General features: G+C 47.9%; 18 protein-coding genes. 9 read left to right on the forward strand and 9 right to left on the reverse strand.

What is annotated here, in order from left to right; translation table 11 throughout:
• Nucleotides 1–152: 152 nt before the first annotated feature.
• From P8H32_RS02410 to nirB, 4 genes are read right to left on the reverse strand one after another with little or no spacing between them, the layout of a single operon-like run.
• Nucleotides 153–2,018, reverse strand: coding sequence for a DmsC/YnfH family molybdoenzyme membrane anchor subunit (locus P8H32_RS02410; protein WP_301088382.1), 1,866 nt, complete (start codon nucleotides 2,016–2,018; stop codon nucleotides 153–155).
• Between the two features lie 14 nt (nucleotides 2,019–2,032).
• The gene (locus tag P8H32_RS02415) at nucleotides 2,033–4,246 is read right to left on the reverse strand and encodes a molybdopterin oxidoreductase family protein (RefSeq protein ID WP_301088383.1); all 2,214 of its coding nucleotides are present in this window, start codon (nucleotides 4,244–4,246) and stop codon (nucleotides 2,033–2,035) included.
• Between the two features lie 25 nt (nucleotides 4,247–4,271).
• Nucleotides 4,272–4,613, reverse strand: coding sequence for a nitrite reductase small subunit NirD (nirD, locus tag P8H32_RS02420; RefSeq protein ID WP_297291552.1), 342 nt, complete (start codon nucleotides 4,611–4,613; stop codon nucleotides 4,272–4,274).
• 14 nt (nucleotides 4,614–4,627) lie between these two features.
• Complete coding sequence (gene nirB / locus P8H32_RS02425; RefSeq protein WP_301088384.1) at nucleotides 4,628–7,156, reverse strand: nitrite reductase large subunit NirB; 2,529 nt, start codon at nucleotides 7,154–7,156, stop codon at nucleotides 4,628–4,630.
• Between the two features lie 388 nt (nucleotides 7,157–7,544).
• Between nirB and P8H32_RS02430 the strand changes: the two genes are divergently transcribed.
• Entirely contained in the window at nucleotides 7,545–8,489 is a 945-nt protein-coding gene (locus P8H32_RS02430) for a hypothetical protein (RefSeq protein ID WP_297291554.1), read from the forward strand.
• Here the strand turns inward: P8H32_RS02430 and P8H32_RS02435 are convergent.
• The 4 genes from P8H32_RS02435 to rsgA all read right to left on the reverse strand — a co-directional run bounded on the left by P8H32_RS02435 (nucleotide 8,469) and on the right by rsgA (nucleotide 12,071).
• Nucleotides 8,469–9,242: a TSUP family transporter gene (locus P8H32_RS02435; protein ID WP_297291555.1), complete on the reverse strand. Its 774-nt coding sequence runs from the start codon at nucleotides 9,240–9,242 to the stop codon at nucleotides 8,469–8,471. The two genes, P8H32_RS02430 and P8H32_RS02435, sit on opposite strands and share 21 nt — an antisense overlap.
• Nucleotides 9,243–9,248: 6 nt before the next feature.
• The gene (gene asd, locus P8H32_RS02440; protein WP_297291556.1) at nucleotides 9,249–10,109 is read right to left on the reverse strand and encodes an archaetidylserine decarboxylase; all 861 of its coding nucleotides are present in this window, start codon (nucleotides 10,107–10,109) and stop codon (nucleotides 9,249–9,251) included.
• A gap of 17 nt (nucleotides 10,110–10,126) precedes the next feature.
• Nucleotides 10,127–10,951, reverse strand: a complete 825-nt coding sequence (locus tag P8H32_RS02445) for a sulfurtransferase (protein ID WP_301088385.1) — start codon at nucleotides 10,949–10,951, stop codon at nucleotides 10,127–10,129.
• Between the two features lie 97 nt (nucleotides 10,952–11,048).
• The gene (gene rsgA / locus P8H32_RS02450) at nucleotides 11,049–12,071 is read right to left on the reverse strand and encodes a small ribosomal subunit biogenesis GTPase RsgA (RefSeq protein WP_301088386.1); all 1,023 of its coding nucleotides are present in this window, start codon (nucleotides 12,069–12,071) and stop codon (nucleotides 11,049–11,051) included.
• Between the two features lie 127 nt (nucleotides 12,072–12,198).
• Between rsgA and orn the strand changes: the two genes are divergently transcribed.
• The gene (orn, locus tag P8H32_RS02455) at nucleotides 12,199–12,756 is read left to right on the forward strand and encodes an oligoribonuclease (RefSeq protein ID WP_297291559.1); all 558 of its coding nucleotides are present in this window, start codon (nucleotides 12,199–12,201) and stop codon (nucleotides 12,754–12,756) included.
• Here the strand turns inward: orn and queG are convergent.
• Nucleotides 12,753–13,835, reverse strand: coding sequence for a tRNA epoxyqueuosine(34) reductase QueG (gene queG, locus P8H32_RS02460; RefSeq protein ID WP_297291560.1), 1,083 nt, complete (start codon nucleotides 13,833–13,835; stop codon nucleotides 12,753–12,755). The genes orn and queG overlap by 4 nt on opposite strands.
• Nucleotides 13,836–14,104: 269 nt before the next feature.
• Between queG and P8H32_RS02465 the strand changes: the two genes are divergently transcribed.
• From P8H32_RS02465 to hflX, 7 genes are all read left to right on the forward strand, one after another.
• Nucleotides 14,105–15,622, forward strand: coding sequence for an NAD(P)H-hydrate dehydratase (locus P8H32_RS02465; RefSeq protein WP_297290812.1), 1,518 nt, complete (start codon nucleotides 14,105–14,107; stop codon nucleotides 15,620–15,622).
• 5 nt (nucleotides 15,623–15,627) lie between these two features.
• Nucleotides 15,628–16,095: a tRNA (adenosine(37)-N6)-threonylcarbamoyltransferase complex ATPase subunit type 1 TsaE gene (tsaE, locus tag P8H32_RS02470; RefSeq protein ID WP_297290813.1), complete on the forward strand. Its 468-nt coding sequence runs from the start codon at nucleotides 15,628–15,630 to the stop codon at nucleotides 16,093–16,095.
• On the forward strand, nucleotides 16,095–17,441 hold the full coding sequence (locus P8H32_RS02475) for an N-acetylmuramoyl-L-alanine amidase (RefSeq protein ID WP_297290814.1): 1,347 nt from the start codon (nucleotides 16,095–16,097) through the stop codon (nucleotides 17,439–17,441). The genes tsaE and P8H32_RS02475 overlap by 1 nt, the downstream gene beginning before the upstream one ends.
• A gap of 21 nt (nucleotides 17,442–17,462) precedes the next feature.
• Nucleotides 17,463–19,301, forward strand: a complete 1,839-nt coding sequence (mutL, locus tag P8H32_RS02480) for a DNA mismatch repair endonuclease MutL (protein ID WP_297290815.1) — start codon at nucleotides 17,463–17,465, stop codon at nucleotides 19,299–19,301.
• Nucleotides 19,302–19,436: 135 nt separating this feature from the next.
• Complete coding sequence (miaA, locus tag P8H32_RS02485; RefSeq protein ID WP_301088387.1) at nucleotides 19,437–20,462, forward strand: tRNA (adenosine(37)-N6)-dimethylallyltransferase MiaA; 1,026 nt, start codon at nucleotides 19,437–19,439, stop codon at nucleotides 20,460–20,462.
• 176 nt (nucleotides 20,463–20,638) lie between these two features.
• Nucleotides 20,639–20,878, forward strand: a complete 240-nt coding sequence (gene hfq, locus P8H32_RS02490; protein ID WP_085758504.1) for an RNA chaperone Hfq — start codon at nucleotides 20,639–20,641, stop codon at nucleotides 20,876–20,878.
• A 32-nt stretch (nucleotides 20,879–20,910) separates the two neighbouring features.
• A complete protein-coding gene (hflX, locus tag P8H32_RS02495) occupies nucleotides 20,911–22,221 on the forward strand; it encodes a ribosome rescue GTPase HflX (RefSeq protein ID WP_297290817.1) in 1,311 nt (436 codons plus the stop codon).
• Nucleotides 22,222–22,294 lie beyond the last annotated feature (73 nt).

The following is a 22,294-nucleotide window of genomic DNA, read 5'->3' on the forward strand; positions in this document are numbered from 1 at the left end:
TCTGGAAGAATAAAGGCTTTGAGCAGCATGCCAGGGATATTGGCTTGGCGGATATGCCGCAGGTTGGGGTGGCGCCGCTGCATTGAGTTATGGCATAGATTTAATGAGTAAATAGGCTATCAATAGCTCATAACTACACTCAAAACAAAGCCCTAAGCCAATCCAATATCCCTGGCATGCTGCTCAAAGCCTTTATTCTTCCAGAAAAAGGCTCCGGGCATTGTGGTAGGTACTACCAGTACATAAAACAATGCACGTCCAATTAAGGACGTAGCCACAATCGAACAAGCGATTACTGACCACAGTGCCATACTGATAATCGTGTCGCTGGACCAGAGACTTAATCCTGCCACAGCCATAAAATTCATTCCCATTAAAACATTACGCAAAATATACGTCTTACCAAACGTACTGCGCTGAATATAGTGAGAAGCCGCCCCTTCATGATCCGCAGCACTTAAGTCTTTATGGTGAAAACTAAGGCCGATACCTTCAAGCGCAATACCTATAGCCATAAAACCACCCAGCAGGCTTAGCAATGAAGCGGGGGATTGGGTTAGCCATAACAGTACGGGCGTTGCGATCACAGCAATCACCACAGCACCCAGCGTTAACATAGAACCGGCAAAGCTGGCGGCGGTATGCCAGTGGTTCCAAAACGGGCGGGCTTTGATACGGTAGCAGCGGTACATATAGTAAAGAGCGACACAACCTGCAGGGATGGCCAGTGCACCAAATACAGTGGCGGTGATAGCGGCAAGGCGGGTGAATTCGCTGAGTGCTGGGACTAGGTCCAGTACAAAGTTATTGGCGGGTAGTGAGGCCAGCATATGAAAACCGACACAGGCCATAAAGACGACAATGCCTAAACCTTCTCTGGCAACGGGGGAGTGGCGGAGGTTATTAAAGCCTCGATAAAAACGTAGCGGCTTGCCCAGATGGACGGTGGACATTAATAGGCCGATAGCAATCATTCCCAAAGCGGCGACTAATAAAGGAAGATAGAGATCCGTGGCAACAATCGCGGCAAGGGGTTTAACACCTAACAGATTGCCGATAAACAGGCTGATAAATAAACCTACCGCAGCTTGGGTGCTTAGGGTAAATAAGACTAAAGGATTTTCACGGCTGCTTAGGCGGCCAAGGTTCCAGGATTTTTTCTCGCCGACTTTTTTATCGACAACGGGTTTGTAGTGACCAGCCTTTTCATCTTTTTGATATTTAACCGGCATAGAGTCGGTGCGAGTGACTTCATTGGGTAGGCTTTTGCTTTGTTCAAAGCGGATATTGGGTTTTGAAATTTCAGGGTCCGGGAAGCCGGGGATTCTGGTGTCGATATGGTCTCGGTTTTCAGGGGTGTTTTCAACAACGCCAAAATTCAGTGCGTTGCCTAAGCAGGCGGAAACACAGGCGGGCTTTAGGCCAACTTCCAATCGGTCTACACACATATTACATTTTTCAACTTGGCCAGCTACAGGGTCCAGTTGCGGTGCGTTATAGGGGCAGACCCAAGTGCAATAACCACAGCCAAAGCAAATATCGGGGTCTTGAATAACCGCACCATATTCTTCATGTTTGGTATAAGCACGGGTAGGGCAGCCTTTTAGGCAAACCGGGTCATCACAGTGATTACAAGCCATGGAAATATTCATACGCTGGTAATCAGGGTAGGCACCGCCTTCTACATAACCGACCGAGCGAAAGCTGATATGGGCGGGTAGATCATTCTTTTCACTACAGGCAGATTCGCAAGCATGACAGCCAATACAGTTATCGGCGGTAAAGTGAAACGCATGTTGTTTGTTGCGGTTGGGGTTAAAACCAATCTCATCGACGCCATTGATATTCAGGCTTTGGGTATCTTCCAGTTGAACCAATTCAATTAAATTGCCATAGCGATTATGGGTATCGTTTTCGATATCTTTTAGCTTGGCATACTCTGGCTCATTATCCCGTAGGGGGAAAATGGATTCCGAGTCACGTTTTTTGGCAATGGGGTCGAATAGTTCAACAGTCATAATAGTCTTCAGTATTAAAAGGCGCGCATGGCAACATTAAGTTGGGCGGCTTCAAGCTGGTCGGTTTTTTCTACTCTTACCGCGCACTGTTTAAAGGCAGGCTGGCGAGAGTGGGGGTCTAGTAGGCCTAGTGATAAGCGGTTAACGCAGTCGTGATAATGGAAAGGGATAAAGACCATATCTTTAGGGACGCGCTGGGTGAGTTGTGCCATCACTACGGCATCGCCGCGAGGAGAGACGAGTTTTACATATTCCATATTTTCAACACCTAGCTGCTGGGCCGCTTCGGGGTTGATTTCCATATAGGGGGTTGGGCTAAATTTATTGCAGTTACCGACTTTGCCAGTGCGGGTGCGGGTATGAAAATGCTCAACCACACGGCCACTGTTTAACCAGAAGGGAAACTCGCTGCTGGGTTTTTCATTGTTGTCGTTAAAGGCCAGTGCTAACAGTTTGGCTTTGCCATCGGGGTATTGGAAAACGCCATCGGTATAGAGTCTTTCTGTACCGGTCTCTTCGCCTTCTTTCATCGGCCATTGAATACCGCGCTGCTCCAGAATGTTCTCGTGGGTCATGCCGGAGATATTTAGCATTCTTGGTTTACCGTTTAGGCCGTTAGTATTGCCTTGTACGCCTTTTGATAGCAGTTTCATTTCTTCAAAGACGTCTGCGCTATCTTCAGGGAAGGACATGTTTTGGCTGTTATCCCAGCGTTTGGCCAGTTGATTAAAAATCCATAGATCCGGCATTGAGTTAGCCAAGGGTTTTTTAACCGGTGTAACGATATTGACTCGGCGTTCGGTGTTGGTAAAACAACCGGACTTTTCCGCCCAGACAGAGGCGGGGAAAAACACATGGGCATACTGGTTGGCTTCTACATCTTCATAGGCATCCTGTACTACACAAAATTCCAGCTTATCCATAATGCGACGGATACGACCGGTATCAGGCATGGAGGTCATGGGGTTGGTGGCTACCAGCCATAGTGCCTTAATTTCTCCGCGCTCTATCGCCGGAAAAATATCGGTCATAAACATGCCGCGTTTTTTGGGGAAAAACTCAGGGTCTACATTCCAGAACTTGCCGATCTCTTCTCTATGCTCTTCGTTTTCTAAAGCGCGGTAACCGGGTAGGCCAGAACAAGAAGACCATTCGCGGGTGCCCATGGCATTACATTGGCCAGTAATGGATAGGGAGGTGCCACCGGGCTTGCCGATATTGCCGGTGATTAAATTTAAATTATTAATCGCGCAAACACCATCGGAGCCGTGGGTGCTTTGATTGATACCCATAGTCCAAATACTCATCGCCGCACCGGCATTGGCATACAGTCTGGCCACATGGCGGATAGTGTCGGCATCAATGCCGGTAATGGGGGCGGCCATCTCAGGACTATAGTCTTCTACCAGTTCTGCAAATTCGGCAGCGCCGTTACAGCTTTGCTCGATATAGGCGCGGTCATCTAGTTGTTCTTTGAGAATGACATGGGCCAGTGCATTTAGTAATACCAAATCCGTACCAGGGGTAATCGGCAGATGGATATCTGCAAACTGAGCAAACATGGTGACACGGGGGTCAACCACAATAATCGGGAATGTTCTCTTTTCTAAGGCTTCTTTTAAACGCCAGTAAATAATGGGGTGTTGTTCGGGCAGGTTGGAGCCAAAGGCTAGTAAACAATCGGTATGCTCAAAATCATCATAGCAACCTGGTGGGCCATCGGAGCCAAAAGTGCGTTTATAGCCTGATACGGCGGAGGCCATACATAAGGTGGTATTGCCATCGTAGTTATTGGTGCCAATTAAGCCACGGGTTAATTTACCCAGTGTATAAAACTCTTCCGTTAGAATTTGGCCGGTTGATACGACGGCGACGGAATCGCGGCCATATTTTTCCTGAATACGTTTAAATTCGGCGGCGGTTTTATCAAAGGCGGTATCCCAGTCGGTTGTTTGCCAGTCATCACTTTGATGATTGCGGATTAATGGATCAGTACCGCGACCTTTGGCTTCAAAGATAGCGGCTTCGGTTAGGCCCTTGATGCAGAGCTTGCCTTTATTAACCGGCGCATCCGCAACGCCTCTTGTGGTGACGGCTTTGCCTGTTTTATCTAAACCAACTTCAATGGAGCAGCCGGTAGAGCAATAACCACAGGTGGCATATTTCCAGTCGACAACTTTTTTATCGGGTAACTTAATCGGATTTTTTTTACGACGACCAAACAGCATAATAACAACTTAGTAATAGAAAGGCTTAAGCAGACAACTGCACCATATTGTTTTCAACACGAACCTGCCAGGTTTTTAGTTGGGTTGCTTCATCTTCCAGGCATTCGCCGGTTTGTAAGCAGAAGTGTTGCTTATAAATAGGAGAGGCCACCACAACACGCTCAGATAATGAACCAACAATCCCGCGGGAAAGTACATTGGCTTTAGAGAATGGGTCGTGGTTATGAATGGCATAAAGTTCATCGTTGCCACTTTTGCTCACACGAAAAATAGCGACTTGCTCACCTTCAACTAATGCACAACGGCCTGCATTAGGCACAATGGCATCAATATGACAGATTTCTTTCCAGTTGTTTTCTGTAGACATGGTCCTATCTCCGTTTATGCTGTGGCAATTAAATCTTTGCGTTCATCTTCACTGGCAGGTCGTATCTGCTGGCGTTCTTTAACAAAAACCACATTGCTGTCGTTTTCATCACTGTTAACAAAGTGATCAAAGCGCTTCACTTTTTCAGGATCTTCAATGGTGGTTTTCCATTCGCACTGGTAGGTACCAACTACGTGGGCCATTTCAGATTCCAGTTCGGCGCAGATGCCTAGTTTGTCTTCGATAATCACGGACTGAAGATATTCAAGACCCCCTTCCATATTGTCCATCCAAACCGAGGTGCGCTGCAGGCGATCAGCGGTGCGGATATAGAACATAAAGAAGCGGTCGATATATTTAATCAGGGTGTCGTAATCCAGGTCAGTAGCAAATAGGTCGGCGTGGCGAGGCTTCATACCGCCGTTACCACAGACATACATATTAAAACCGTTTTCAGTGGCGATAATGCCCACATCTTTACACTGGGCTTCGGCACATTCACGGGTACAGCCTGATACTGCCATTTTTAATTTATGCGGTGAGCGTAAACCTTTGTAGCGGTTTTCAATTTGAATGGCGGCGCCAACTGAGTCCTGTACACCATAGCGACACCAGGTAGAACCAACACAGGATTTAACTGTACGCAATGATTTGCCGTAAGCATGGCCTGATTCAAAACCAGCATCGATTAATTCGCGCCAGATAACAGGAAGTTGTTCGCCCCGGGCACCAAATAAATCAACCCGCTGGCCGCCGGTAATTTTGGTATAGAGGTCATATTTTTTAGCTACCTGACCTAATACAATTAACTTGTCTGGAGTAATTTCACCGCCGGCAACTCGTGGAACTACAGAATAGGTACCATCTTTCTGCATATTAGCCATAAAGTAATCGTTAGTGTCCTGCAGCACGTGATGTTTATCTTCAAGGATATGGTCGTTCCAGCAGGTGGCTAAGATAGAAGCTGTGGTAGGTTTACAAATATCACAACCATGACCTGTGCCGTGTTTTTCCAAGAGCTCTTCAAAGCTTTTAATTTTTTCAATACGAATAATGTTATATAGGTCCTGGCGAGTGTAAGGGAAATGCTCACACAGGTCGGTGTTTACTTCGTAACCGAGGTTGGTCAGCTCGCTATTTAATAACTGTGTAGTCAAGGCGGCACAGCCGCCACAGCCGGTAGCGGCTTTGGTGGTGTCTTTTAAATCACCCAATGTTACAGAGCCAGCGGCAACTGCACTTACCACATCGGCTTTGGTCACATTATTACAAGAACAAATCACCGCATCATCGGGTAGGGCGTCGACACCCATAGCAAAACCACCGCCATCAATGCTGGGTAGAATCATGCTATCCGGTTGTTCCGGTAAGTCCATTTTGTTTAAGGCAAATTGTAGTAGATTGCTATAGTCTCCAGTGTCGCCTACCAGAACGGCGCCTAGTAGGTGCTTTCTATCTTTATCGACAACGATCTTTTTATAAACGCCATCAACCTGATTGATATAGCTATAGGATAAGGAGTCTGGAGTGTTGCCATGAGCATCACCTACAGAGGCAACGTCCACACCCATTAGCTTAAGTTTGGAGCTCATATCGGCACCGCTAAAGGTGCTTTCACCGGTTTGGGTAATATGGTCGGCAGCAGCTACGGCCATATTATTGCCCGGTGCAATCATGCCAAAGATGCGCCCGCCCCAAAGTGCCGCTTCACCAATGGCATAAATATCCGGGTCAGAGGTTTGGCAGTGATCGTTAATCACAATACCGCCACGTTCACCAATCGTTAATTCAGCCTGTTGGCCCAGTTCATCCTGCGGGCGAATACCGGCAGAAAAAACAATTAAATCAGTTTCTAATTCTTCGCCATCGGCAAAGCACATTTTATGGGCGGCGTTTTCGCCATCGATTATTTGTTGGGTATTTTTTCCGGTGTGAACGCTAACGCCCAGTTGTTCAATTTTACCCCGTAGCATTGCGCCGCCGCCATCATCGACTTGTACGGCCATTAATCGTGGGGCGAATTCTACAACGTGGGTTTTAAGACCGAGGTCTTTAATCGCTTTGGCAGCTTCAAGGCCTAGCAGGCCGCCACCTACAACGGTGCCCACTCTGGCATGCTTTGATGCAGCAGTAATAGCTTCCAAATCTTCTATGGTGCGATAGACAAAGGTGTTATCACGGTCATGGCCCGGCACCGGCGGTACAAAGGGGAAAGAACCTGTGGCTAAGATTATTTTATCGTATGAGGTTGTTAGCCCTCGGTCAGAGCTGATGGTTTTATTGGCTCTATCTATAGCAACTACTTTTTCATGGTTGCGAATAAGGATATTGTTGTCTTCATAAAAACCTTCCGGCACCATATTCAAATCATCGGCATTGCGGGTTTCAAACCATGCCGTGAGATGAACGCGATCATAAGCAGGGCGAGGTTCTGCACCAAACACGGTGATTTCATAATCACCGGCGGCGCCACTTTCAACCAGTGTCTCTAAAAATTTATGGCCTACAGGACCATTACCAATTACTATCAGACGTGTACTCATGCGACTTCCACTTCTCCATAAAACACCTAAACAGGGGATTTCAGCTAACGTTGGAAGGATAGATTGCAACCTTTATGCCAGTAGGCCAAAGAGGCTCTTATCTTGTCATTATTGCTGTCTATGCGCTAAATAAAGTCGTTAATCCTGCCGTGGTGCGGGCTATGCATAGATATGGCGCGCTAATTTTTTACTGGCTATGAGCATAAACAGGGCGGCGTTCCGTTATTGTGCGCTATAACTGGGCGCAACTTGCTGCCTGGCCCATGTTAAGATTCTACCTGCACCAGTATTGCCTTGGCTCAGAGTTTGCCGTTGGCTATCCGGAGTCTGGGTATTGGTTGGGTGGCTTCTTTTGTCTCTGCAATTATTATCAGGTACGCCTTAGCTGATGAATAAAATCACTGTTCTACTATTGTTTGTATTGTTGGCTATGGTGCCGTGGTTCTTTTTTGGTGGGCCAGATTATTACTCGCTACGTTCGGTAAAGTTTCTCTGGAATTTTGGCCACATTGTTTTTTTTGCGACGGCAGTTTTCTGGTCGCTTAGGGTATTTAATGTATTGGCTAATCGATCTCTTGGCTTTCAGTGCTTGGTTGTCGTGCTTGTCACTACGGTGGCGGGTGTATTAATTGAGTGGCTCCAGTATGGGCTCGGTCGACAAGTTGATATTTATGATCTGATACGAAATATCACGGGTGGCTTATTAGCTTTGCTATGGTTTCCAGCCGCTGCCCATGTAGCCAATAGACGATGGTTGTATTTTGGGCGAGGCATAGTCACTACGTTGGTGCTATCTCAGTTATTTATTTTATCCATGATTCTAATCGATGAATGGCGTGTGAAAAATAACCAGCCCCAATTGTCCCAATTTGATTCAGTCTACGAATTAAGCCGTTGGGATAGATATGATTTTTCCGAGGCTTTGGTTGAAGATCCGGTTAAGCATGGCGACTATGCATTTAAGGTTGCTTTAACGACCGATAAGTATTCAGGCGTAGCGTTAAAATATTTTTATCGGGATTGGCGAGCTTATGATGTATTGCAGGTTTCGATATTTAATCCCGATGATAGCGATTTATCATTGGTAATAAGGGTGCATGATAAAGCGCATAGTCTGGGTATTCAGCAATATCCAGACCGCTTTAATCGACGTATATTATTAACCCCCGGTTGGAATCAAATAGAAATAGATATTAAGGATATACAAAGCGCACCTGATAGGCGTGAGATAAACCTTGCAGAAATTCAAGCGATTGGCTTATTCTCGGTGGCTTTGAAAAATCCAAGGACGGTATTTATTGATAGCCTGCGCTTAGTGAAGGTTGCGCCATAATCCAAAGGCGCTAAGCCCAAACAGTATAATTCCCAGGCCTCGATAGAATAGTTTAGGGTCAGATTCCAGAACTTTGGTATGAATGCGAAGGCCTATAATATGGCCAACACCCGCTGCTGGTAATAACCAGAGGTGGTGAATGAGTTGTAAGTCTATCCCTACATAAATAAACGCCGTCATTTTGATTGATACTAAGACAAACCAAAGTACAAATAAACTGTCGCGCAGTTGGTAGCGATTTATATGATTGGCCAGCACGGCGATTATCAATGGTGCGCCAATTAATGAGGTGCCACTGATATAGCCACCCAACATTAAAAAAATAATGTCCAGCGATTTACTTTTACTACTAAGCGTTTTGTTAAAAATGTAGGTGGTGGAATAGACGGCAACAATAAGAAAAATAATACCGCTAAGCAGCTCTGGTGCCAGAGTTATTAAGCCAAAGACCCCAATCATTTTTGGGATAATAATAATGGCAAAGGCATAGCGTAGATATTGCCAGTTAATAGTGCTGGTAGTGGGGTTGTTACTATTGCTGGATTTTTTGTAATTTTGGATAACGGTCAGTGCAGAGAAAAATAATAAATGCACTGAGATTAAGGGTAGCCAGATTAATGGATCATTGACGATCATTAATAAGAAGGGCAATGAAAAAACCGCACCACCAAAACCCAAGCCGGAGCGAACAACGCCGCTCCAGGTAAAGATAATGGCGATCAAGCCATATTGGTACCACAGCAGGTCATGCATTGATTATCAGTCGCTGCTATGGGTATGGCCAAATAGTTCACCCATGGTGGTTGGGCTGCCAGCCTTTAAGTCTTCGCGCCATTGCATAACGTCAGGGCCAAATAGAACAATGGCTGTGGAGCCTAGTTTAAAGCGGCCCATTTCTTGTCCTTTTTTCAGGGAGATTGCTTTTTGTTTGGCAAGATATTTTTGGGTGCGAATCTCACGCTTGATGGGCGCTACTTGACCTGCCCAGACTGTTTCAATACCAGCAACAATCATCGCCCCCACCAGGATAACCGCCATGGGCCCTGCATCAGTTTCAAAAATACAAACTGCGCGCTCGTTACGAGAAAATAAACGGGGTACATTTTCAGCGGTGGTGGCATTAACGGAAAATAAATCACCGGGCACATAGGTCATACTTTTTAGTTTGCCGGTTAAGGGCATATGCACGCGGTGGTAATCTTTTGGGGATAAATAAACGGTGGCAAATCTTCCGCCTTGAAAGGGCCTGGCAATCTCTTTGTCGCCGCCAATGAGTTCTTCCAGTGTATAGCTTTGTCCCTTGGCTTGAAAGATTCTGCCATTTTCAATATCGCCTAACTGGCTAATAGCGCCATCGGCAGGGCAGGCGATGCTGTTTTCTTCTATAGTGATGGGGCGTGCGCCTGCCATTAGTTCACGGGTAAAGAATGCATTAAAGTTTTTATAGTTAAGCGGCTCCGGGTCGGCCGCTTCATCCATATTGACGTTATAGCGGCGAATAAACCATTGGATAAACTTGTTTTTAACCCAGGGCCATTCACATTCTGCGACCATGCCCGCAGCGCGGGATAATAAATGTTGCGGAACAATATATTGAAAAATAATAAATAAAACGTTCATGTTATTTGATCTCGTTTTTAATTGTTGGCAATCGGTGTGTCTTCGCGGTTGCCCCATTCTGACCATGAGCCGTGATAGCCTTTGATATTGGGGTAGCCCAAAATTTTCATGGCCAGGTAACTTAAACCAGAGCGGTGGTGAGTTTGGCAGTGAGTAATAATTTGCTTGTCTTTGCTAAGACCCAAATCATTTAAGCGTTGTTGTAGCTGCTCAAGATTAACCAGCCGCAAATTACGTTCACGGTCCATTAGCTCCAGCCAGTCGATATTAACGGCCCCTGGAATATGGCCGCCACGCCTGGCCAATACTTTGCTGCCATTGTGTTCGCCGGCAGAGCGTGCATCCCAGATACCAAAGTCGTCGCTACCCAGTTTAGGGATAATATCGTTGACCTCTGCGATTGGGGTGGTGTTAACCGTTACCTGATAGTCGGTAGCAGCAGGTGTGTTGATGGTAGTTTCCACTGGGTGGCCTTCATTAACCCATGTGGCCAGGCCGCCATTCAGGTATGAGTAGTTTGTATGCCCCAGTACATCCAGCGTCCAGATCAAGCGTCCGGCCCAGCCGCCACCTTCATCGTCATAGGCAATAACATGTTTGTCGGGACTAAGGCCCACTCGGGAAAATATGTCGTGAAGCTGTTCAGCGCTGGGTAGCTTGCCCGGATAAGGTGGGGTGCCAGCCTGTAGCGCTTTGGGCTCGATATGGACGGCCCCGGGTATATGGAACCTGGCATGATTTTCTGCGCTGCTGGTATCCAGGATAAGAAGGCTATGGCTATCATCCGATAGCCGCTCAGCTAGTTGCTCGGCTTCCAGTAATAGGGGCAGTGAAGTAGACATGGGGTATCTATCTCGGTGTTAAAGGTGGTTGAAAAATCAGACGCGGAGTGTACTACATAACGTCATTTCACACACCGTCATTCGCCCCATCGATCCTTCACAGCATCTCCAGTGAGTTGGCAATAGATTCAAAGCTGGCCAATCGGCGTTCAGAAATTTTGCCTGCTTCAAGGGCGGCTAATAATTCACAGCCAGGTTCCGATTGATGTTTGCAGTCGCGGAATTTGCAACCGCCAAGATAGGGGCGAAATTCTAAAAAGCCATCTAGTACTTGTTCCCGTTCCATATGCCACAAACCAAATTCTCGAATTCCCGGTGAGTCCACTAAGTCGCCGCCGTCGGGAAAATGAAACAGTTTGGCGGTGGTTGTGGTGTGGGTGCCTTTGGCGTGAGCTTTGGATAATTCGCCGACTTTAATATCAACACCGGGCAGCAATGCATTAATTAATGAAGATTTGCCCACGCCGGATTGCCCAACAAAAACGCTGGTGCGATCTTTGAGGACATTTTTTAATTCGGCTAGCCCATCCATACTTTGGGTGGAGGCGTTTAAAACGCGATAGCCAATCTCAGGATAGATGGATAACAGCTCATCAATTTGAGCGCGGTTTTTATCATCGATTAAATCCATTTTATTGAGCAAGATCAGCGGTTCTATATCCACAGACTCGGCTGCCACTAAATAACGGTCAATCAGATTAGCATGAGGTTCTGGCAGTGGGGCAATCACGATAACGATATAGTCGATATTAGCCGCTACGGGCCGCAACTGCCCGTGCATATCCGGACGTGAAAGTTCACTTTCCCTGGGTTGGTTGGCAACAATCACACCGGTGGGGTTGCCCGCCCGCCAAATAACACGGTCGCCGGTGACTAAGGTGTCTAAATTGGCCCGCAGGTGACAGCGGAAGATTTGCCCGGCATCGTTGCCTTGCTGGCATTCGACATCAACCTGACTGCCATAATGGGCGATCACCAAGCCTTCCTGCTCATCGCCCAATTCCCCTTCGGTTAATTGCTGGTCGACAAAGTCGGCCTTTTTACTGGCTCGCTCAGTGCGTTCATCCTGAATCTTTTTGACTCGCCAGGCTTGGCGCCGGGTGAGTTTACGCTTCGACATGGTTTTTAGGGTGGCTCATAAATCAGTGATATGAAGGAATTGTGCCCCTATTATTAAGAGAAGCCGGCAATTTTGCTACACTTACCTTTTAATTTACCTGCCTTTAGGGTGTTTACCGGGATTTTTCATGTCTGACGCTAGCGATAACAATAAACTTAACTTGATTTGGATCGACCTTGAAATGACCGGCCTTGAGCCTGAGGTTGATCACATTATTGAAATAGCCACCATTGTTACGGACTCAGACCTCAATACCATCGCCGAAGGGCCGGTATATGCCATTCACCAGAGTGATGAAATTCTTGCAGGGATGGATGAGTGGAATACCACTCACCACGGTCGTTCCGGTTTAACCAAGCGGGTGCAGGAAAGCCAGATCAGCGTTGCCGAGGCCGAGGCGAAAACCATTGAGTTTTTACGCCAGTATGTGCCTGAAGGCGCATCGCCTATTTGCGGTAATACCATTGGTCAAGATCGCCGCTTTCTGGTGAAGTATATGCCGCAATTGGAAGCCTATTTCCACTATCGCAACCTGGATGTCAGCACCTTAAAAGAGTTAATGCGCCGCTGGCGGCCTGAGTTGATGGGCGGTATTAGCAAGCAGGGTGCACATTTGGCGCTGGACGATATTCGTGAGTCTATTGAAGAATTAAAATACTATCGTGAAGTGTTTTTGAAGGTTTAATGCTGTTTTAAAGCCCATATGACATGTTCACGCACCAAGGCCGAGGGATGACTCTCCTTGTCAGTTAAGGCCTTGGTAACGGTTTCCGATGTAGGTGCATTGCCAAGAGCCACGGCAATATTTCTTAACCAACTCTCATAGCCAATTCGCCGAATAGCCGAACCCTCAGTGCGTTTAAGAAACTCTTCCTCAGTCCATTGAAATAACTCAATCAACTCCGCCGCCTGAAGGTTGTTGCGCGGTTGGAAGTCCGTCTCTTCAGTATGCTCAGAAAATTTATTCCAGGGACAGACCAACTGGCAGTCATCGCAGCCATAAATACGATTGCCCATTAACGGCCTTAAGTCTTCAGGAATACTCTCCCTTAGCTCAATCGTCAGATAAGAAATACAACGGCGGGCATCTACTTGGTTGGGCGCCACAATAGCGCCGGTAGGGCAGTCATCCAGGCACGCCGTGCAGGTGCCACAGTGCATGGTTTCTTGAGGTGGGTCCAGGGGTAGTGGTAAGTCAGTATAAATCTCACCGAGAAAAAACCATGATCCTGCTTTGGGGTTAATCAGCATGGTGTTTTTGCCAATCCAACCAAGGCCGGCTTTTTCCGCCAGCGCTCTTTCTAATACTGGGGCGCTGTCCACAAAGGCGCGATGATTATGTTGCCCGGCCACCTCTGAGATTTTTTGCGCCAAAGTCGCCAAACGTTTTCGCATTAACTTGTGATAGTCGCGGCCCAGCGCATAGCGGGAAATATAGGCTTTATCTTTGTCTGCCAGCACCTCTTCCATGCTGTCGGTATCCGGCAAATAATCCATTCTGGCACTTAATACTCTTAAGGTGCCGGGTAAAAGCTGCTCTGGCCGCGAGCGCTTTTCTCCATGATTGGCCATATAATCCATATCGCCGTGGAAGTTTTTCTCCAGCCAGTTCTGCAAATGTTGGCGCGGTTGGTCCAGGTCGATATCGCTAATGCCAATTTGCTGAAATCCCAATTCCCGGCCCCATGCGCGAATATCTTCCATTAGCAATGAAAGATCTGTGCTATTGATCGCGTTAGGGCTGTTATCCTTGTGATTGGTCATCGTAGTTAGCGGTGGCTTCAATTATAATTGCGGTTAAGCCTGTCATTCCAGCGCAGTTCCGTCATTCCCGCGAAGGCGGGAATCTAGACTGGGTGCTTATGCTGTTATTTCCGCCAAAGCGGAAATCTACAGTGCTGGATTCCCGCCTTCGCGGGAATGACGGGGCTTCAAATAGCGTTCTTTGTGGCTAGTGTGACAGATTAGCAGGCAGACCGATAACACCAACTAACAATTAGACAGTAATTAGAGTCCTTTAGTGGGATAAAAGTATGGATAGAACAATCGCTAATAACAATTTGCCAACCTTGCTTTACCGTGCCGAACAAGTTCGTGAATTAGATCGTGTAGCCATTGAGGGTGAGGGCATTCCCGGTTTTACCTTAATGCGACGTGCGGCCAAGGCTGCCTTTAATGTCCTGTTGGCCCAGTACCCAGAGCTAGAAAAGCTGACTATTTTCTGTGGCGTAGGCAATAACGGGGGGGATGGCTATGCCATGGCTAGCCTGGCACTTCAGCGGGGTATTGAGGTGCTTATCGTCCAGTGTGGCGATGCCGGAAAAATTGCTGGCGATGCTCTACAAGCCAGGCAGCATGCTCTGCAGGATGGGGCTGCGGTGGTCGAGTTTTCTGCTGGCCTGGAGTTAGAGCAAGGTGTGGTTGTCGATTCATTACTGGGTACTGGTCTCACCGGCGATGTGCGTGGGGAGGCTGGGGAGGCAATAGCCCTGATTAACGATTGCCAGCTGCCCGTGTTGGCTATCGATACCCCCTCTGGCCTATGCAGTGACACCGGCCTGGTACTCGGTAAAGCGATATATGCAGACCATACCGTTAGTTTTATTGGGCTTAAGCAGGGTCTTTTGACTGGGGCGGGTCCGGATTATACTGGAGCTCTACATTTTCACGATTTAACGGTACCAGCATCGGTTTTCCAGCAGGTAGCAAGCAGCAGCGAACGGTTAGACTTGCCAGGGCTATTAGCTCAACTACCGAAAAGACAAGCCTCTGCCCATAAAGGACATTTTGGGCATGTGATGGTCACCGGCGGCGATTCGGGTATGGCCGGCGCTGCGGCAATGGCGTCGCAGGCGGCTTGCCGAGTCGGCGCCGGACTTATTTCCTGCGCTACTCGTCCTGAGCATATCCCAGCCATTATTAGCCGCTCCCCTGAAGTCATGGCCCACGGTGTTATCTCCGGGCAGGAAATCGAGCCTTTATTGGCATCTGCCTCAGTAGTGGTGGTTGGCCCGGGTTTGGGGCAGGGTGCCTGGGGCGAGCAATTACTCCAAAAGGTAGCGCAATTAACGGTGCCTCTAGTGGTTGATGCTGATGCGCTCAATATTCTAGCCGCCGGTCGCGTGGTAAAAGAAAGACAAAGAGATAACTGGATTCTCACTCCTCACCCAGGCGAAGCGGCCCGATTATTGGGTTGTTCTACCGCCGAAGTTCAGCATGATCGTTTTGCGGCGGTCAAAGAGTTGCAGCGCCGCTATGGTGGCGCTGTGATCTTAAAAGGTGCAGGCACTTTGGTGGCCGCTGGTGACTATGACCAGGTCGGCTTATGCCCCTATGGCAATCCGGGTATGGCTACCGGTGGTATGGGGGATGTATTAAGTGGTGTGCTGGGGGCTTTACTGGCCCAGGGTTTTAGCCCGGCCAATGCCGCCAGGCTAGGTGTGTGCCTCCATGCTGTTGCCGGCGATCGCGCTGCGGCAGTTGGTCAGCGGGGTATGATGGCCACAGACCTGCTGCCGCATTTACGCACCTTGATTAATCAAAAGACCTGAATTCCATGACCTCTATTTCACAACAATTGATCGGTGAAGAGGCTATGGTGGCCTTTGGTGCTGTTTTGGGTAAGGCTTGCCAGCAGCAACAAGTGGTTGTTTTTCTCGAAGGGGATTTGGGCATGGGTAAAACCACCCTAAGCCGAGGCGTACTGCAATCCTATGGTCATAAAGGCGCTGTAAAGAGTCCGACGTACACCTTAGTGGAACCCTATGAATTTGATGGTGCCCAAGTCTATCACTTTGACTTATACCGTTTAGGTGATCCGGAAGAGTTGGAATATATGGGTATCCGTGACTATTTTTCCGATGATAAAACTCTGTGTTTGGTGGAGTGGGCTGAAAAGGGCGAGATGTTTTTGCCCACAGCGGATATAGTCGTTAGGATAAAGCTAATAACAGGGGGAAGGGATGTTACCGTTAGTGCCAATACCCCCACTGGCAAAGGCGTATTAAGCCAACTCCAGCTATAATGAACCTTATGTTAAAGAGAGTGTTACACCCCAACGTGCGTTTTGTGCAGGTCCTGCTACTGGCGTTTTGCAGCCAGGTCTTTTTATCCTCTGTTGTTTATGCCGCCAAGGTTAACGATGTGCGTGTTTGGCGTGCGCCAGATCATACTCGGGTGGTGTTGGATTTATCCTCTCCCGCCAGTCACAAAATTATGCAGCTCTCTAATCCTGAGCGTATCGTTATTGATATTAATAATGCGTCGTTAAAAGCTGAACTGAAAGATTTGGATCTGCAAGATAGCCCTATCTCAAGAATACGCAGCGCCGTTAAAGATAAAAAGGATTTGCGCGTTGTTCTGGATGTTAATAGCAAAGTTAAGCCCCGCAGTTTTTTACTCAAAGCGAATAAGCAGTTGGGCGATCGTTTGGTTGTAGATCTTTACGATAAGAAAAAAACCAAGCAGGTGGTTAAACATATCGATGACACTAACAAGCGCGACATTATTATTGCCATTGATGCTGGTCATGGCGGTGAAGACCCAGGTGCCAGTGGCCCAAATCGTTTGCGTGAGAAAAATGTAGTGTTGGCGATTGCCAAAGAGTTGAATTATTTACTGAAAAAAGAAAAAGGCTACAAGCCGGTGATGCTGAGAACCGGCGACTATTATGTCGGTTTAAAAACCCGTCGCGGTTTAGCGCGAAAAGCACAGGCAGATTTAATGGTCTCCATTCATGCGGATGCCTTTCCCGATTCAAGGGCTAACGGTACTTCCGTTTATGCCTTATCACGCAGAGGAGCCACTAGTGCCATGGCGCAGGTGCTAGCGGATGATGCTAATAACTCGGACTTGGTGGGTGGCGTCAGCTTAAGTGATAAGGATGATGTATTGGCGGGGGTGTTAGCTGATTTGTCGATGGGTGCGAGCCTGGATATCAGTACTCAGCTTGGCAAGGGTGTTATTAACGAAATGGGAAAAATTTCACGCCTGCATAGCCGCAAAGTGGAACTGGCTAACTTTTCTGTACTGCGCTCTACTGATGTGCCCTCGATTTTGGTAGAGACCGGATTTATTTCCAATCCCGGGGAAGCCAAAAAACTTAAAACAAAAAGTTACCAGCGAAAAATGTCCCGCGCTATTTATAACGGTATTGTGAAACATTTTTCCCATAGCCCACCACCGGATACTTATTTGGCCTGGCAAAAACGCCAGCGCGATAAAACTATTAGATATGTTGTTGCCCGAGGTGATACGCTTTCCGGTATTGCCAAGCGCTACCAAGTCTCCGTTAATTCTATTCGCCGAGAAAATGATCTGGCCTCCAGTGTGATTAAAGTTGGTCAACGTATCGTTATTCCTTCTTCCTGACCGGTTTCTATATAAGGTTCTATGTCACAAATAAAACTGCTTAGTCCAAGACTGGCTAACCAAATTGCCGCTGGTGAAGTGGTAGAACGCCCTGCCTCTGTTATTAAAGAGTTGGTAGAAAATAGTATGGATGCCGGTGCAACACGCATTGATGTCGATATCGAAGCCGGTGGCGTTAAGTTAATGCGCGTGCGTGATAATGGTGGAGGTATTGAACAGGAAGATATGCCTTTGGCCTTAAGCCGTCATGCCACTAGTAAAATTATTGAGTTAGAAGATTTAGAGAATGTTGGCACCTTGGGTTTTCGGGGTGAGGCTTTGGCCAGTATTAGTTCGGTGTCGCGGTTAACGATGTTGTCGAATACAGAAGAAAAGGGCGCGGGCTGGAAGGCGCAGTCTGAAGGTCGGGATATGGAAGTGGAAGTCAGTCCGGCTCCACATCCCAAAGGTACCACGGTAGAAGTGCGAGACTTATTTTTTAATACTCCCGCCCGCCGAAAATTCCTACGCACAGAAAAAACTGAATTTGGTCATTTGGAAGAAGTGATTAAGCGGCAATCCCTGAGTCGCTTTGATGTGGGTTTTCATTTAAATCATAACGGCAAAGCGATTCATTCTTTAAAGCCCTGTAGTAGCCAGTTGGAACGCGAGCGCAGAGTGGCTTCAGTTTGTGGTCCTGCCTTTATGCAAAATGCGTTGCATATCGATACCGAGGCGGCGGGCTTGCGTTTATGGGGGTGGGTTGCTTTGCCAACATTTTCTCGCAGTCAGGGTGACCTGCAACACTTCTTTGTTAATGGCCGAGTGATCCGCGATAAATTAGTGAGCCATGCTGTGCGCCAGGCTTACCGCGATGTGTTATTTCATGGTCGTCATCCGGCGTTTGTTTTATATCTTGAATTAGATCCTTCTATTGTTGATGTTAATGTGCATCCAACCAAACACGAAGTTCGTTTTCGTGATGGTCGTACAGTACATGACTTTCTATTTCGAAGTTTGCATCGTTTGTTGGCGGATGTGCGTCCGGAAGATCAATTGGCGCCTACGGTGATGAATACTACAGCAGCTCCCGCCACCGGGATTAGTGGCGGAGAATTTCAGCAACAAGAAACGATTGCTCTGCGGCCTGCAGGAGCTGACCGGCCATCGCCTCAGCAAGTGCAGGAGCAGCTCAGTAGTTATAGCTCACTGTACAGCGGCGGGAAAGCCAGTGGCAATGACCGTGGTACAGTGCCTTCTGCGCCAGTACCTATACCTCCAGATGAAGACGGAGAAATTCCTCCCCTGGGCTATGCATTAGCACAGCTAAAAGGTATTTATATTCTTGCAGAAAACGAACAGGGCTTAGTACTGGTTGATATGCATGCCGCCCATGAAAGGATTACCTACGAGCGGATGAAAAACTCCCGGGAAGGCGAGGGCATCCAGACGCAACCGTTACTTGTGCCAGAGTCAATGGCTGTCAGTCAGCGCGAAGCCGATTATGTTGATCAGCATGCAGAGGTTTTTGTTACTTTAGGTCTTGGATTAGAGCGTGCCGGGCCAGAAACACTAATGATTCGAGAAATACCGATTATTTTACAAAGCAGTGATGTTGAACAATTAGTACGAGATGTCTTGTCTGACCTTATTGAGCATGGCAGTAGTGATCGTATCCAATCTCATATTAACGAGATTCTCTCCACCATGGCCTGTCATGGTTCCATCCGCGCTAACCGCCGTTTAACCATTCCGGAAATGAATGCTTTGCTTCGTGATATGGAAGAGACCGAGCGTAGCGGCCAATGCAATCATGGTCGCCCCACCTGGACCCAGATGTCTTTAGACGAGCTAGACAAATTATTCCTTCGGGGACAGTGACCTAACAGCTTGCTTTAGTGAGCTTGAGTTACGCCTTGTTAAGAGCTTTAATAAGAGTAGTGACCTTGACACAGCTATTAAATCGCCGTGCTTTTACCAGGCGTTACAACGACAGTCTTTAACGAATAGGCAGCAATGACTAGCACCGCTTTGCCCCCGGCTATCTTTTTAATGGGACCTACTGCCTCAGGTAAAACTGACTTGGCGATTCAACTCTGCCAGCAATTATCCTGTGAAATTATCAGTGTAGATTCGGCGCTGATTTACCGGGATATGGATATAGGTTCTGCCAAGCCTTCAGCGGAGGAGTTAACACGGGCTCCTCACCGTTTAATTAATATTCTCGATGTTGCCGAAAGCTATTCCGCTGCGGACTTTCGGGCTGATGCCTTGCGTGAAATGGCGGAGATTACAGCGCGGGGTAATATCCCTTTGCTAGTGGGTGGCACCATGCTGTATTTCAAAGCCCTGATTGAGGGTATGGCAGAAATGCCGGAAGCCGATACCAGTATTCGCGAAGGTATTGAACAAGAGGCCAAGCAGCATGGCTGGCCCTATGTACATGCCCAGCTGGATGAGGTTGATCCAGAGTCCGCTGCCCGAATCCATCCCAATCACTCCCAGCGGATTGAGCGTGCCCTTGAAGTCTATCGCGCCTCCGGTATGACCATGACCGAGCACCACCAGCGCCATCAAGAGCAACAACAACAGCCGGGCTATCAACAGACTATCTTGCCTTATGATGTTATCCAATTAGCGATAGCGCCTCTCGATAGAACCATCCTGCACCGTCGTATCGAAAAAAGATTTCACCTAATGTTGGAACAAGGCTTTGAAAAGGAGGTCACAGCATTGCGCCAGCGCGAGGACCTGCATCTGGATTTGCCCTCTATGCGGGCGGTTGGCTACCGGCAGATGTGGCAGTATCTTGATGGCGAGCTGGACCATCCCGCTATGGTTGAGCGTGGCATTATTGCTACCAGGCAATTGGCTAAACGTCAGTTCACCTGGCTCAATGGCTGGGAAGATTTGCACTGGCTGCATACCGATGAGCAAGGGTTGCTAGTCAGTAGTGAGCAAACAGCCGTTCAGGTTTCTGGTTTGCAGGGCCAGCCACCATTGGCAATGGCGTTGAAATATCTTAGTCCTTTGACTACCTAAGGCTATGATTTGGGCTATACTTGCACTGCTAAAGATCTTTAAGCACTGATTTGCCGTATAGCTAGCGTCAGCTGATATCCAGTAATAAAAGCAAATGATTAGAAGCAAAGAAAAAATTTAGGTCTCATTTATTATTATTATTTTTGGCCCCATTTGGGCTTTTAAGGAGAAATACCATGTCAAAAGGGCATACGTTACAAGACCCTTATTTGAATGTGTTACGTAAAGAGCGGGTTCCAGTTTCTATTTACCTCGTTAACGGCATCAAGCTGCAAGGGCAGATCGAGTCCTTTGACCAGTTTGTCGTGCTATTAAAAAACACCGTGAGCCAGATGGTTTATAAGCATGCTATCTCTACCGTGGTACCTTCGCGGGTAGTGCGCATGCCAATGCCTGATCAAGATGGCGATAGCTAAAAGCAACCAGCGGCGCTATTTGAGACTAAACGTTGTTTTTTGAACGTCCCGATACAGGTGAGCGGGCAGTGCTTGTTCACCTTGACCTTCGTCATGAGTCAGAGCGTGAAGATCCTCGGGAGTTTGAGGAGCTAGTCCTATCGGCGGGTGCTGACCCGGTGGTTTTAATTGGCGGCCAGCGCACATCACCTACCCCACGTTATTTTGTTGGTTCCGGCAAGCTGGAAGAAATTCGCACGCAAGTCAGTTTGCAAAATGCCGAAATTGTTCTGTTTAATCATGCTTTATCCCCTAGCCAAGAACGCAATTTAGAAGCCGAGCTGAAATGTCGGGTGCTTGACCGCACCGGTTTGATTCTGGATATCTTTGCCCAGCGTGCCCGTACCCATGAGGGTAAATTGCAGGTGGAGTTGGCCCAGCTACAACATATGTCGACGCGATTAGTACGCGGCTGGACTCACCTTGAGCGGCAGAAGGGGGGTATCGGCTTAAGAGGGCCGGGTGAAACTCAGCTGGAAACTGACCGCCGCTTACTGCGCGCACGGATCAAATCCATTACCAAGCGTCTGGACAAGGTTAGATGCCAGCGTGACCAGGGCAGAAGGGCGCGCAGCCGTGCAGCAATCCCTACCGTTTCACTGGTGGGATATACCAATGCGGGTAAATCCACCCTGTTTAATAGCATGACCGATTCCGAGGTTTATGCCGCCGACCAATTATTTGCCACCCTTGATCCTACTCTCAGAAGGATTTCAATTTCAGATTTTGGCCCCATTGTATTGGCAGATACGGTGGGCTTTATCCGGCATTTGCCCCACAAGCTGGTAGAGGCCTTTCGCGCCACCCTTGAAGAGGCAGCCCAGTCAGACCTGTTAGTGCATGTAATTGATTGCGCCGATGAAGAGCGCGCTGACAATATTGCCCAGGTCGAAATCGTGTTGAAAGAGATTGGGGCAGACACCATCCCCCGGTTGGAAGTCTTCAATAAAATTGACTTATTAGAGGCTGAGCCGCGTATTGATTATGATCAGGACGGAATTCCAAGGCGGGTTTGGCTATCAGCCCAGCAGTCCAGGGGCATCCCGTTATTAACCGAGGCCTTGGCCGAATGGTTGGGTGATGACCTTGTGCATGGCGAGCTTACCTTGCAGGCTGATCAAGGCCGTTTAAGAGCGGCGTTTTATGAGCAAAATGCGGTCGTTGTAGAAAACTATGACGATCAGGGCTTAAGCCAATTAGAAGTGCGCCTGCCCAAGTCGGACTTTTGCCGTATTGTCAGCGCCCAACAGTTAGACCCTGAAGTGCTGCTGGCAACCATGGCTAAAGGCCAAACAGGCAACTAAAGGCGACGCAGGCTCTGGAAATTTGATAGACTGCATCGCAACTACCCTGGCTACCGTGACCGATAGTCAGGCA

The organism is Oceanicoccus sp. (genome assembly GCF_029238675.1).
Taxonomy (GTDB): Bacteria; Pseudomonadota; Gammaproteobacteria; order Pseudomonadales; family Dasaniaceae; genus Oceanicoccus.

What these genes read in the sequence shown, in the direction of transcription:
- queG (WP_297291560.1), bottom strand. Translation starts at nt 13,835, where the DNA reads ATGACCAATCACAAGGATAACAGCCCTAACGCGATCAATAGCACAGAT.
- P8H32_RS02410 (WP_301088382.1), bottom strand. Translation starts at nt 2,018, where the DNA reads ATGACTGTTGAACTATTCGACCCCATTGCCAAAAAACGTGACTCGGAA.
- mutL (WP_297290815.1), top strand. Translation starts at nt 17,463, where the DNA reads ATGTCACAAATAAAACTGCTTAGTCCAAGACTGGCTAACCAAATTGCC.
- P8H32_RS02430 (WP_297291554.1), top strand. Translation starts at nt 7,545, where the DNA reads ATGAATAAAATCACTGTTCTACTATTGTTTGTATTGTTGGCTATGGTG.
- orn (WP_297291559.1), top strand. Translation starts at nt 12,199, where the DNA reads ATGTCTGACGCTAGCGATAACAATAAACTTAACTTGATTTGGATCGAC.
- P8H32_RS02465 (WP_297290812.1), top strand. Translation starts at nt 14,105, where the DNA reads ATGGATAGAACAATCGCTAATAACAATTTGCCAACCTTGCTTTACCGT.
- miaA (WP_301088387.1), top strand. Translation starts at nt 19,437, where the DNA reads ATGACTAGCACCGCTTTGCCCCCGGCTATCTTTTTAATGGGACCTACT.
- hfq (WP_085758504.1), top strand. Translation starts at nt 20,639, where the DNA reads ATGTCAAAAGGGCATACGTTACAAGACCCTTATTTGAATGTGTTACGT.
- rsgA (WP_301088386.1), bottom strand. Translation starts at nt 12,071, where the DNA reads ATGTCGAAGCGTAAACTCACCCGGCGCCAAGCCTGGCGAGTCAAAAAG.
- P8H32_RS02435 (WP_297291555.1), bottom strand. Translation starts at nt 9,242, where the DNA reads ATGCATGACCTGCTGTGGTACCAATATGGCTTGATCGCCATTATCTTT.
- tsaE (WP_297290813.1), top strand. Translation starts at nt 15,628, where the DNA reads ATGACCTCTATTTCACAACAATTGATCGGTGAAGAGGCTATGGTGGCC.
- P8H32_RS02475 (WP_297290814.1), top strand. Translation starts at nt 16,095, where the DNA reads ATGAACCTTATGTTAAAGAGAGTGTTACACCCCAACGTGCGTTTTGTG.
- P8H32_RS02445 (WP_301088385.1), bottom strand. Translation starts at nt 10,951, where the DNA reads ATGTCTACTTCACTGCCCCTATTACTGGAAGCCGAGCAACTAGCTGAG.
- nirB (WP_301088384.1), bottom strand. Translation starts at nt 7,156, where the DNA reads ATGAGTACACGTCTGATAGTAATTGGTAATGGTCCTGTAGGCCATAAA.
- P8H32_RS02415 (WP_301088383.1), bottom strand. Translation starts at nt 4,246, where the DNA reads ATGCTGTTTGGTCGTCGTAAAAAAAATCCGATTAAGTTACCCGATAAA.
- asd (WP_297291556.1), bottom strand. Translation starts at nt 10,109, where the DNA reads ATGAACGTTTTATTTATTATTTTTCAATATATTGTTCCGCAACATTTA.
- nirD (WP_297291552.1), bottom strand. Translation starts at nt 4,613, where the DNA reads ATGTCTACAGAAAACAACTGGAAAGAAATCTGTCATATTGATGCCATT.